Origin of the sequence: Acinetobacter sp. YH12070 (genome assembly GCF_013419625.1) — a bacterium.
Classification (GTDB): domain Bacteria; phylum Pseudomonadota; class Gammaproteobacteria; order Pseudomonadales; family Moraxellaceae; genus Acinetobacter; species Acinetobacter amyesii.
The window spans coordinates 1-12499 of the sequence record NZ_VOZT01000073.1 but is presented as its reverse complement, the minus strand read 5'-3'; the positions used below and the strand labels follow the sequence as shown (position 1 = coordinate 12499).

8 protein-coding genes and 2 pseudogenes are annotated in these 12499 nt (G+C 40.8%); 3 read left to right on the top strand and 7 right to left on the bottom strand.

The genetic code is table 11. The features are described from left to right. Nucleotides 1-218: 218 nt before the first annotated feature. From FTU17_RS15520 to FTU17_RS15490, 7 genes are all read right to left on the bottom strand, one after another. Entirely contained in the window at nt 219-1025 is an 807-nt protein-coding gene (locus tag FTU17_RS15520; RefSeq protein WP_078189642.1) for an enoyl-ACP reductase, read from the bottom strand. 152 nt (nt 1026-1177) lie between these two features. Then, entirely contained in the window at nt 1178-1999 is an 822-nt protein-coding gene (locus FTU17_RS15515) for a TatD family hydrolase (protein WP_180135967.1), read from the bottom strand. An 8-nt stretch (nt 2000-2007) separates the two neighbouring features. Continuing rightward, nucleotides 2008-2964, bottom strand: a complete 957-nt coding sequence (locus tag FTU17_RS15510) for an RsiV family protein (RefSeq protein WP_180135966.1) — start codon at nt 2962-2964, stop codon at nt 2008-2010. A gap of 74 nt (nt 2965-3038) precedes the next feature. After that, nucleotides 3039-3866, bottom strand: a complete 828-nt coding sequence (locus tag FTU17_RS15505; protein WP_180135965.1) for a hypothetical protein — start codon at nt 3864-3866, stop codon at nt 3039-3041. 106 nt (nt 3867-3972) lie between these two features. Beyond that, the gene (locus FTU17_RS15500) at nt 3973-5565 is read right to left on the bottom strand and encodes a peptide chain release factor 3 (RefSeq protein WP_078189646.1); all 1593 of its coding nucleotides are present in this window, start codon (nt 5563-5565) and stop codon (nt 3973-3975) included. 241 nt (nt 5566-5806) lie between these two features. Then, complete coding sequence (locus tag FTU17_RS15495) at nt 5807-7873, bottom strand: EAL domain-containing protein (RefSeq protein WP_180135964.1); 2067 nt, start codon at nt 7871-7873, stop codon at nt 5807-5809. 435 nt (nt 7874-8308) lie between these two features. After that, the gene (locus FTU17_RS15490; RefSeq protein ID WP_180135963.1) at nt 8309-10519 is read right to left on the bottom strand and encodes a carboxy terminal-processing peptidase; all 2211 of its coding nucleotides are present in this window, start codon (nt 10517-10519) and stop codon (nt 8309-8311) included. A 200-nt stretch (nt 10520-10719) separates the two neighbouring features. Between FTU17_RS15490 and nagZ the strand changes: the two genes are divergently transcribed. The 3 genes and pseudogenes from nagZ to FTU17_RS15475 all read left to right on the top strand — a co-directional run. Beyond that, the gene (gene nagZ / locus FTU17_RS15485) at nt 10720-11742 is read left to right on the top strand and encodes a beta-N-acetylhexosaminidase (protein ID WP_180088981.1); all 1023 of its coding nucleotides are present in this window, start codon (nt 10720-10722) and stop codon (nt 11740-11742) included. 130 nt (nt 11743-11872) lie between these two features. Continuing rightward, a pseudogene (locus FTU17_RS15480) lies at nt 11873-12373 on the top strand (class I SAM-dependent methyltransferase); the annotation flags it as partial. 41 nt (nt 12374-12414) lie between these two features. After that, nucleotides 12415-12499, top strand: a pseudogene (locus FTU17_RS15475) (IS1595 family transposase); the annotation flags it as partial.

Genomic DNA, 12499 nt, shown 5'->3' with positions numbered 1-12499 from the left:
CATATTAAGCTTTACGAGGGCGTTGTATCGTCTGACGAGACGTGTATCAAGATGGGAGATATTAAATTGAAGAGCATGCTCTTCAATTTAACCCAAAACTTGGGATTTGTGTAGATACCTATGCCTTCTAGGAGATGAGAAACACTGTTTCGCAAGGGGAGAGGTTTTTATTCCCTCACCCTAGCCCTCTCCCAAAGAGAGAGGGAACTTAAAGAGAATTACTCAGCATCTGCCATCAGATCAGCGCTCATACCTACAGTATTAAAGCCAGCATCAACATACAGAATTTCACCTGTAATACCATTTGCCCAAGGTGAGCAAAGGAACAATGCTGCATTACCGACATCTTCAATAGTTACATTGCGTTTAAGTGGTGCGACTTTTTCATTTAGATCTAACATTTTACGGAAAGATTTAATCCCTGAAGCCGCTAAGGTACGAATCGGACCTGCTGAAATCGCATTTACACGAATACCTTCAGCACCAAGACTTGTTGCCAAATAACGTACGCCTGCTTCTAGTGACGCTTTTGCCATACCCATAACGTTATAGTTTGGCATTACGCGTTCAGAACCTTGGTAAGTCAGCGTCAATAAGCAACCTTGACGTGCAGCCAATAAAGGTTTTGCCGCACGAGCCATCGCAATAAAGCTATATGCGCTGATGTCGTGAGCAATTTTAAAACCTTCACGGTCGGTAATATCAGTGAAATCGCCATCTAAAGTATGTGCCGGTGCAAAACCAATTGAATGCACAACACCATCTAGACCATCCCAATGTTTAGCAAGTTCAGCAAAAGCGGTATCAATTTCAGCGTCCACTGCTACATCACATGGGAAAACTAAAGTTGAACCAAATTGTTCAGCAAAATCATCTACACGTTTTTTTAATTTTTCGTTTGGATAAGTAAAAGCCAGTTCTGCACCTTCGCGATGTAAAGCTTGCGCAATACCAAATGCGATTGATAACTTACTTGCAATACCCGCGATTAAAAAGCGTTTGCCAGCCAATAGTCCTTGTGCCATGTGAAACTCACTCAAAATAATTTAACAGCATAATGCCAAGTCTAAAGCATTTTAGAAATTGCATAATGCGCCTTTTTTTAGAAAACCATCATTGCATGCACGATGCGAATAAAATCAGATTCAATCAAGCGGCGTCAATATTTATTGGCCGCTTAAGCGTCCAGATGCAATGCTTGTAATGAATTAGTCCATAATATATCTGCAATCTCAGATTCGGTACGATTTAAACTCTGAGCTAACCCCAGCAAGACATAGGGCAAATTGACCGGCGTATTACGGGTACGCCCTTCCGTCGAATGCTGACAACATAAGGGTGTCATATCGGGACAGTCGGTTTCTAAGACCAAATGTGCCGCCCCTAAAGTCTGAACCACTTGATGTAATTTTTTTGCATTGGGATTGGTGATTTGCCCCGTTACACCAATTTTAAAACCTAGCTTGGTAAATGCCTTCGCTTCTTCAACACCACCACTAAATGCATGTGCAATACCACCGAGCTTAAATTGATGCTTTTTCAACATCGAAAGCACCTCCGCATGGGATTTACGAATATGCAGCAATATTGGTTTATCAAACTGCTGTGCTAATTCAAGTTGTGCGGAAAAATACTGCTGCTGCTTTTGAAAAAGTTCAGGCTGTTTATGCTGTTTCAAAAAAGTATCTAAACCTATCTCACCGACAGCAACACAATCATGCTGCTTTAGCATCTGTTCCACGTCGAGCAAATGTTCTGCACGATGTTGCTCAATATAAAACGGATGTAAGCCGGGAGCTAAATAGCTTTTGGGAGCATTGGATAAACGATCTAAAAACTCTTGGGTTTGCAGCAAATCGTGAAAACGTGACTGTACAAAACCAATCAATACTAACGCATCGACACCCGCCTGTTTGGCAGCATACGCCAACTGTTCCCGATCAGCGTCAAAATCGGGAACATCAAAATGCGTATGCGTATCAAACAGTGAGTAAGTCATTGAACTAATTAATTTGCTTTTGCGGCTGAGGCTTCAACAGCTTCAACTGGAGGTAGATATTGCTTTTTCAATACACTTTGCAATTGATCATACGGAATGGTCAAACGTGGTAAACCCGCCACATATGGCCCAATTTCATATTCGGCATATTGCAAAATTAGACCTTGCTGACTTAGATAAAAGTTATCAGACAGTTTAAATTTCCAAATCTGTTCATATTCTTGAACATTGTCCGCCAACTTGGCATCTTTCACCCAAGTTTTAAAGACTTCATAGCCCAGCTTTTCAAGTTTAGTACGTTGATTGGGCAGCAATATGTCATTGAGCTGTACCAATTTTTGAGTGCTTAAATCGAAGTTATAATATTGCTGTGCAGAAGAACCATGCGCCCCACCTAAATATGAGCTGGTATTTAAAACCACTGTTGCCAAGGGTTTTTCAGCATTCAATATTTTAGGTTTAATCATCAAACTGATTTGCTGATTGGCGCTTAAAGATTTCAACTCTTTATCTAAATTTAAAAATGCTTGCATATAAGGCTGCGTGGCTTTTTCCAATTTTAATTTGGGCGTTTCAACCTTTGCCAAAGCAGATTTTGCTTCAGACGCTGCAGGTACTTCACTTGCAGCGGGAGCGTCTTTGCTCAGCGTTTTATCTTCTAAAGGCGAAACAGACAGGATCTCTCCCAACTGTTTTAAAATTTCCGCATCAATAAATTCATCAATAAAGGCTTGATTACTGTTTAAGCGTTCAACTGAAATTTCAGGACAGACCCCGCCATCACATTCAGGTAAATTCAGTTGTAATTTTTCCGCATCACCAATCAGTTTTGCACTCAAATCTGGCTGTTCAGTTTTGGCTTGATCCGGCTTTTTTTCAGGTTCAGCTTGTTGTGGCTGACACGCCGTGAATGCAACAGAAACTGCCAATATTGAGCTTGCCCAAATTTTATTTTTTTGCACCATTGCTTCAACCTTTCATTTCGAATAATTGATATTTATCTCGGTAAATATCTCATCAAATTAAATACTTTCGTTGTTTAGAACATATGCTGATAAACGTCAGCTTTCAATACTTGTTGTGTTTGCGCTTTGCTGAGATAAATATCCAGTTGTTTACTATCTTTGACAATTTCATCTGTACGGTAATGCAAACCGACGCCCTCTTGATCAAAGAACCAATCTGCTTGGCCCCAATAGAGTTTTTTCGGTGCCGATTTTTTGACATCTACCTCTTGTTCATCTAACCATTTGCTATAGGCTTGCTGCACAATAGCATCCATATTTTGCTGTTGCTTTGCATCAATAATATCTAAAGGTTTAAGATTCTTTTTCGCACGGCGGTCTGCCACAAAAAAATAATAACGCTCTTTGACCGTGATATTTTCCTGTTTGGTATCGACACCGATTTGCAGCAACACATATTGATTCCGTTGATATGGAACTCGTGTGTACATCGCCAATTCATAGGCTTTATTGGTTTTAAACTCTGCTTGCCAAGCATCTGATTTTTTCACATACGCATCGACAGCTTGTTGGAGATTCATATTTTGCTTTAATGCAATCTGATCTTGTACGACGCTGGCCTGATTCTTTTCAATCCAGCCATTCAACCATGTATCCACGGTTTGAATGGTTTGTATCTCTAAATCAATACAACTTTTATTTTCACAAAACGGTTTGGCAATTTTTGCGGCTTGCTCTTGGATATTTAAATAGGGCAAAACATCTGGATTGATTACGGTCGCTTCAGAAGCGCCATCATCGGCCGGCTTTGTCGCTTTATTTTCTTTTCCTGAATCGCATGCACTGAGCAGCAAAACACTCCCCAAAAGTACAAAAACTGTAGCATCCTTGAATATTTTCATGATGTCCTAAACGACCAAATGATTGCGTAATGTATGGATTTAAAAACTCTACCACAAAATAAAACAGCTTCACGAAGAAGCTGTTTTATTTCTGTAAAAGAATAACTTAGTGTTCACGTGTATTACGGAACACGATATCCGGATAACGTTCTTGCATTAACTGTAAATTCACACGACTTGGTGCAAGATAAGTTAAATGACCACCGCCATCGACAGACAATTGGTCGTGTGCTTTTTTCTTAAATTCGTTGAATTTTTTCTCGTCATCACACGATACCCAACGTACGGTATTGATGCTTACAGGCTCGTAAATACAATCAACTTTGTATTCTTCTTTCAGACGATAAGCCACGACTTCAAACTGAAGTACACCCACAGCACCCACGATTAAGTCATTACTGTTTTGTGGCATAAAGACCTGAGTTGCACCTTCTTCTGAAAGTTCTTTTAAGCCTTTTTGTAGCTGTTTTGACTTCAATGGATCTTTTAAACGCACGCGACGGAACATTTCAGGTGCGAAGTGAGGAATACCGGTAAAGTGTAAATCTTCACCTGAAGTGAAGGTATCACCGATCTGAATCGTACCATGGTTATGCAAACCGATAATGTCACCCGGCCATGCTTCTTCAAGATGTTGACGGTCACCGGCAAGGAACGTCAAAGCATCACTAATACGTACATCTTTACCTAGACGCACATGTTTCATTTTCAAGCCTTTTTCATACTTACCTGAACAGATACGCATGAATGCAATACGGTCACGGTGTTTTGGATCCATATTGGCTTGAATTTTAAAGACGAAACCTGTGAAGCCTTCTTCAGTCGCTTCAACTTTGCGGTCTTGCGTCGGATGTGCTTTAGGTTCAGGCGCATATTGACTAAATGCATCCAAAACATGGTCTACACCAAAGTTACCGAGTGCCGTACCAAACAGGACTGGCGTTTGACGGCCTGCCAAAAATTCATCACGGTCTAAAGGTTCATTGGCCATTTGAACCAATTCCAACGACTCTTCAAATGCAGCCCAAGCGAGATCGCCAACTTTTTCACGCAAATCTGCATAGTCATAACCATCACGGACTTCAATATCCGTAATGGTTGAACCGAAACCTGCCTTATAAACGTAGAATTTTTCTTCAAGTAGGTTAAATACACCCGCAAAGTCACGACCTGTACCCAGTGGCCAAGTAATCGGAACACATTTAATTTTTAATACGTTTTCGATTTCATCAAGTAGTTCTAATGGCTCACGAATTTCACGGTCCATTTTGTTGACGAATGAAATAATCGGCGTGTCGCGCATACGACACACTTCCATCAATTTGATCGTACGATCTTCGACACCTTTTGCACCATCAATCACCATAAGTGCAGAGTCAACGGCAGTTAATGTACGGTAGGTATCTTCAGAAAAGTCTTCATGCCCTGGGGTGTCGAGCAAGTTAATCATCTTGTCTTTAAACGGGAACTGCATAACCGAAGTGGTGATCGAAATCCCACGTTCTTTTTCCATTTCCATCCAGTCAGACGTTGCCGCACGATCAGATTTACGGCTTTTTACCATACCTGCAACCTGAATCGCCTGTCCCCATAACAACAGTTTTTCTGTCATTGTGGTTTTACCGGCATCGGGGTGGGAAATAATAGCGAAAGTACGTCGCTGAGCGACCTGTGTCGCTAATTCTTCTTTAAAACTCATGAAAGACACCTACTGCAAAACTCGCAGTGCAAAAGATCAGATCTGATCAATATGGAAAATTGGCGATATTGTATCAGATTGACCATTAAAAATAATCAACCACATCGGGTTGAGTCAAAATCTTAGCGTGGCGTGTCTTGATGTTTTACATTGGATGACGACCTGTTTTTATCGACGATATAACGTATTCCACTGTCTTTTTTCTATACTCATTGGCAATGCGATAAGACTACAAATGACTTTATTCAACTTTCGCTTTCATGCTTTCTTCAAGCTGTGTCACTGGCATCGGCATTCCTAACAAATATCCTTGCAACTGTTGGCAACCTAAACGTTTTAAAATTTCTGCTTGTTGTTCTGTCTCTACACCTTCTGCAGTGACTGTTAGCCCCAGTCGAATTGCCAAGTGAATAATACTTTCTAAAATAATTTCTTCTTTAGAACCGACGCTCAAATTGCGGATAAACTCACGGTCAATTTTCAGTTCATCTACAGGCAGTTCTTTTAAATATAAGAAACTTGAATGTCCCGTCCCAAAGTCATCAATCGCAACTTTAATCCCCATTTGTCTCAAATGTTCAAAAGTTACAATACTGGCATCGATATGATGCATCGCTGTTGACTCGGTAATTTCAATAATTAAATTGGACGGGTTAATTTCATACCGTGCAAAAAGCGACTCTAAGGTACTAAATAAATGTTTATGTTCAAACTGAATGGCTGATAAGTTGACCGCAATCGGATACAGCGGCATGTTCAGCTTTTCCCAGTGCTGAATTTGCTTACAGGCTTCTTCAAGTGCCCAATAGCCCATGGCAATAATCAGTCCAGTTTTTTCCGCGCCATTAATGAACTTATTTGGCGTCAGCATACCTAAGGTTGGATGATTCCAACGAATTAAGGCCTCAACCCCACAAATTTCACGATCAGTGGCATTAAATTTTGGCTGATAAAACAAGCTAAACTGCTGTTCTTCTACCGCTTTATATAAATCATTGATCAGTTTCGTCTGACTTTTTTCTTCAAATTGGTCGGCAGTATAATTAAAAAATGAATAGGTATTACGCCCTTGATACTTTGAACTCAGCATTGCAGTGTCTGCATTGATCAGCAGATCTTGCAAGTTCGCACCATGTTCTGGGTACATCGCAATACCAATACTGCCTGAAATATTGATTTCCTTACCTGCAATCAAGAAGCTTTCTTGCATCAATTCCAATATTTTTTCAGACATTGCTGTGGCAGAATCATTGCTTGCCGACTCAAGTACAATCAGAAACTCATCCCCACCGATTCGTAGCAATTTGGCTTTATCATTAATTAAACGGTGAATACGCGTAGCAATTTGAATCAGTAGTTGATCACCCACATGGTGTCCAAACACATCATTGACCGCTTTAAAACGGTCGATATCAATATAAATAAAAGCAATTTTATCTTGTCTTAAGCGATGCTCTGTAAATAGAAAATGTGCATATTCAGCCAAAAATAGTCGATTAGGTAAACGGGTCAAATTGTCCTGTACCGCTTGATTGGCCAGTTCTCGATTTGCGCGCATCAACTGCAAACTGCGATGTTCTAAACGTTGCTCAAGTACTGCAACGCTAAAGGCCGCCATCAACAATAAACTGGTGACAAATAAGACAATAAATAGCAATAAATTATGGTTAATTTGAGCCGCAACCAATATATCCATCGAGTTTAGCGGTACAAAATCAACAGCTGCCATACCAATATAATGCATAGCGACAATGCTAAAAGTCAGCATGACCGCAACAAAGGCATTCATGATGTTACGTTTTGGCGAGTATTTATTTTTAAACGTTAGCCAAAATGCCAAACACGAGCCACAGATCGCAACTAAAATTGAACAGATAACAATTAAAGGTTCGTATCGTTGCTCATAACCCTGAACGTCTAAACTCAGCATCCCCGTGTAATGCATTCCGGAAATGCCAAGGCCCATTAATACGGAGCCTAAAATTAAACGAGGAAATGGTAGCGTCAGTCGTGTGGTTAACCACACGGCAAAAGTGGACGCGACAAAGGCGATAAAATAGGAAGTTAGGGTCAGACTGGTATCAAAACTATAATTTGAAGGCAAATGGCTGGCCATCATGCCTACAAAATGCATGCACCAAATCGCAGCACCTAAAATTGCACCGCTGAATAATAAAATGACATTTTCATATCTTGGTCGTGTTCCACGGAACAACATTTGTTCGAGTGAAACAGCTAAGTAACAACTTAATAATGCAACTACGATTGAACCAACGACCAGATTGTAATCATAATGAATATGGGTCATATCAAGCGTTCCGCTTAGGTTATCGTGGCACTTTCTTTAACCGAACTACCCAATCTATTTCTTCCCTTTAACTTGTTACATTTTCAATTACTTACTAATTTTCTCTTAGAATCTATTAGTCTACGGTAATGGTCAAGTCTTTCTTTCAAGATTTTAAGCAACTGATTAATTTAAAAAAATAAAGCTTGATGAATTTCACTAAAACTTAAACTTTTGATAAAATTTGCATCAGGTGTTTATTATTTTAGAACAGTTTATAATCATAATAAAATGAATAAGTTAGAATCATTTATAGATTGCTTTCTAGATTTAAATCGAACACCGCCCTACTCACAAAAAAATAGCGAGCCGTAGCTCGCTATTTCTTAATGTGTAAATTCATCTTTTCCGTCAAAAACTCAAGCAATCAGCTCAATGTTTTTATGGATGAATGGCTTACTTTTTGGCTGCTGTTGTTGGTGTTGTACCTTGTAATTTTGCATAGTCCATTAGCACGTTTGCCGCTTCCGTCACAAAGACTTCCTCTTCAGGCAGTGCTGGACGTTGATTCGCCTTCATTTTTGCACGTGCCTCCACCAATGCATCCATAGACGCTTGGTAGCTTTCCCAATTGGCATAAGGTTTTTGACCCACCACTTTACGACGTTGATTTTCAGCATCCAAAGACTTTTGTTCTAGCGCCAATAGCTCGGCTTTACGCTTCGCTAAGTCAAGCACCACACGCTTTTGCTCTTCTGTCTTTTTCGCAATCGCAGTACGTTGCTCTAAATATTTAAATTGCGGATCAATGCTGACACGTTGCTGAGATGACTTAATCAAATCGGGAACATAGGCTTGGATCGAGCCTTCACGTTTAAACGGTGCTGTAGGAATGGTATCCCACTGTAAAGCATTTTTCGCTTTACGTTCACCAAACTCTTCATTGTAAATATCAACCAACTTAATATCAGGCACGACCCCTTTATTTTGGGTACTGCCGCCAGTCACGCGGTAAAATTTACGTTGCGTTAAGGTTGCTTGACCATAGGCTAAAGAGTCAAGTTGTACCTGTGCAGTGCCTTTACCCGTTGTGGTACTACCAATCACCACACCACGCTCATAGTCTTGAATCGCAGCAGAATAAATTTCACTCGCAGATGCCGAAGCCAAGTTAATCAATACCGCCAATGGACCTGCATAAGTTTGCGCGCCCCCATCATCATCTTCAAACACGCTGACATTGCCATTACCATCACGGATTTGCACCACTGGACCTGATTTAATCACTTGTCCAAGCATACGCGCCACTTCTTCAAGTGAGCCACCAGGGTTGTTACGCAAGTCAATGATGATGCCTTCAACATTTTGCGCATCTAATGTTTTTAAGGCTTTATTGGTATCTTCTGACACAGAGCGGTAATCTGTACCTGCACGACGGGCACGATAGTTCAAGTAAAACGATGGAATTTCAATCACACCAAACTTATGTTTTTTGCCATCACGTTCAATTTCAACGGTACGTGAACGCACGCCTGCATCTTCTTCTTGAATTACATCACGTACAATTGTGACATTTCGCGCTTGATTCATGGACGCACCAGCACCCAATAAACGTAAAGTCACTTTGGTGCCACGTTTACCACGAATCAGTCCGACAATTTCATTGCTCGGCCAACCGATCACATCCACCATTTTGTCGCCATCTTGGGCAACACCAACGATACGATCGCCTGACTTGACTTGTCCTGATTTGCTGGCTGGACCTCCTTCTACAATCGTTTCAATTTTGGTGTAGTCTTCGTTGCCACGTTCAGGACGAATCGACACCCCAATCCCTTCCAATTGCAGCGTGGTTTGACGGTTCAATTCCATCGCATCTATAGGTGGAAAGTAATTACTGTGCGGATCATACGTCAGCATCATGGCATTCAGAGTTTTATCAAGCACATCATCGCTTTTTAAACGACTAATCCGCTCTAACTGACGTGTATAACGCTTGGTTAAAGTCTGTTCAGGTGTTAAATCTTCAGGACCAGTTAAATCTTGACCATTTGCCAAAGCAGGATCATCTTTCAACGCTTTCTGTTTGGCTTTCTCTTCTTCTTTGCTGATGGTTAAATTGATCAGCTGAGAGACCAACATTTTATTCCAATGCGCACGCTGTTCTTCTGTCGATTTAAAGAATGGCGCTTTTTCACGATCGGTTTCGATGTAGTTATTCGGTTGATTTAAATTCTGTGGCTTTTTCAGCTCTTCCAACATATAGGTGTAGAACTGTTTTAAGCGCTCACGATATTGCGCATGAATCGCATACGGCCCTGTTAAATTGCCCGCTTTGAGATTTGCACCAAAAGTTGAACCATAACGTTTTTTATAATTTTCAATATCCGATGCCAAGAACAACGTATGTTCAGCGTCTAAACTATCAATATAAAAATCTAAAATACGGTTAGAGGTATTGGCATCTAAACGCTGATTTAAATAGTGTTGACGGTCTACCAATGTTGCAAGCTGACGTGAGACCAAGGCTTGCTCTTGTGTGGGCTGAATGGTACCCGCGCTCACTGCTTCTGTATTATTGGCAGCAATTGCGTCATTCACCACATGAGTGAAAAAGAATCCACCTGTCGCAATCGCAACGGCACAAGCTAATGTTTGAAGTTTCATAAATAATTTGTACTTCCTTGGTATTAAGACCAATATTACCGTGTTGGTTTTCGACCTGAATTGAATAGATTCAAAATCTTAAACAACTTAATATGTTTATGTCGTGTAGTTTTATCATATTCTCTGCTGACAAAGTGTAGCAAATCATTGCAGAATTCAGGTATTGTTTTTCCTTAAAAATTCCAACACGGACACCGAATATGATTGGCGCATTAATGCTCGACATTGCTGGCACAGAACTTACCCAAGAAGATATTGAACTATTACAAGCACCACAAGTTGGCGGCATGATTTTATTTGGTCGTAACATTGAATCTCCTGAACAAGTTCGTGCCCTGACCGACCATATGCGTCAAATTCGTCCTGATATTTTAATTGCGGTCGATCAGGAAGGTGGTCGTGTACAACGCTTAAAGCAAGGCTTCACACTCCTACCAGCTATGGGTAAGTTTGGAGAAATTTACTTAACTGAACCTGAAAAAGCTGTTGAACTGGCTGAACAATGTGGCTGGTTGATGGCAGCCGAAGTCCTTGCGGTCGGCATCGATTTCAGTTTTGCACCGGTGCTTGATTTAAATGATGTCAGTGATGTGATTGGTGACCGTGGTTTTGCCAAAAATATGCAAGACATTATTCCATTGGCAAGTGCTTTCTTAAAAGGTATGAAACGTGCGGGGATGGCATCTACAGGTAAGCATTTCCCAGGCCATGGATCGGTGAAAGCAGACTCACATGTTGCTGCTGCCATTGACCATCGTAGTTATGAAGAAATCTATCAAAAAGACATGCAAAGCTTTATTCAACTGCAACCACAGCTTGATGCCTTAATGCCTGCGCATGTGATTTATGAAAATATTGATCCTAACCCTGCTGGTTTTTCACCGTATTGGATTCAGAAAGTCTTACGTCAAGAGCTCCAATTTGATGGCGTTTTATTCTCCGATGATTTAAGCATGCAAGCAGCTTGTGTCGCTGGCGGCGCAGATGCTCGTATCCAAGCAGCATTAAATGCAGGTTGTGATATGGGCCTCGTATGTAATAACCGTGAATCTGCATGCATTGCGCTTGATGGAATTCAAAACTTGGCTCTTCCAAATCAGGAACGCTTAGAACGTATGCGCGGAAAAATCCCACAAATTGAGATTGGACAAAGCATTGAACTCGGAGCGGACTGGCAAAATGTGCGTAACCGCATTGTGGATTTTAAAAATCAATATTGCTAATCCAAGACTTTCAAAATTCTAGAAAATGGAGCACGACAAGGTGCTCCTTTTTGATTTATGATGAAGTCAAAATAAGTGCTTCGGTGCTATACAAAAATTGCCAATAAAAACAACATTAGGTCAGGACGACATGACACAAAGTTTATCGGAACATCGACACATTTCCTTTACTGCACATTACACCGGCTATATTTGGTACAGCATGGGGATTTCACATCCCGTTTTTGCTACGCGTAAAGGCAAATTTTTAGCACGTTTAGTCCACCCATTAGAAAGCTGGGCAGAAAAGAATGTGGGCGGTAGCATGCGCTCGACGCTCAAACAGCGCCATGCCATGATCGATCAGCATTTAGATCAACTCATTGCCCAACACCCTCAGCTACAAGTCCTCGAAATTGCCTGTGGCCTTTCCCCGCGTGGTTGGAATTTTCGCACCAAGCATCCTGAAATTAACTATCGTGAACTCGACTTGCCGGATATGGCAAAAATCAAAACACAGGCACTCAAACAGATTGACCCGCATGCCCCCGAGGTCTTAACTGGCGACATTTTCACACAAGATTTTGAACGTATTTTTCAGAGTTTCAACCCTGAACGTCCTTTGGTGGTGATTAGTGAAGGGCTAATTAATTAGGCTCTAGACTAGCAGAATAGATATGTTAGTCTAGAATCATGATAGAAAACAGTAAATTAAGTCACTATAAGATTAAAAAAATTATTCAGTGCTTTTGCATTGATATTCCTGCTTCTAAAACAG

What these genes read in the sequence shown, in the direction of transcription:
- FTU17_RS15515 (WP_180135967.1), bottom strand. Translation starts at nt 1,999, where the DNA reads ATGACTTACTCACTGTTTGATACGCATACGCATTTTGATGTTCCCGAT.
- FTU17_RS15510 (WP_180135966.1), bottom strand. Translation starts at nt 2,964, where the DNA reads ATGGTGCAAAAAAATAAAATTTGGGCAAGCTCAATATTGGCAGTTTCT.
- FTU17_RS15505 (WP_180135965.1), bottom strand. Translation starts at nt 3,866, where the DNA reads ATGAAAATATTCAAGGATGCTACAGTTTTTGTACTTTTGGGGAGTGTT.
- FTU17_RS15495 (WP_180135964.1), bottom strand. Translation starts at nt 7,873, where the DNA reads ATGACCCATATTCATTATGATTACAATCTGGTCGTTGGTTCAATCGTA.
- FTU17_RS15500 (WP_078189646.1), bottom strand. Translation starts at nt 5,565, where the DNA reads ATGAGTTTTAAAGAAGAATTAGCGACACAGGTCGCTCAGCGACGTACT.
- FTU17_RS15490 (WP_180135963.1), bottom strand. Translation starts at nt 10,519, where the DNA reads ATGAAACTTCAAACATTAGCTTGTGCCGTTGCGATTGCGACAGGTGGA.
- FTU17_RS15520 (WP_078189642.1), bottom strand. Translation starts at nt 1,025, where the DNA reads ATGGCACAAGGACTATTGGCTGGCAAACGCTTTTTAATCGCGGGTATT.
- nagZ (WP_180088981.1), top strand. Translation starts at nt 10,720, where the DNA reads ATGATTGGCGCATTAATGCTCGACATTGCTGGCACAGAACTTACCCAA.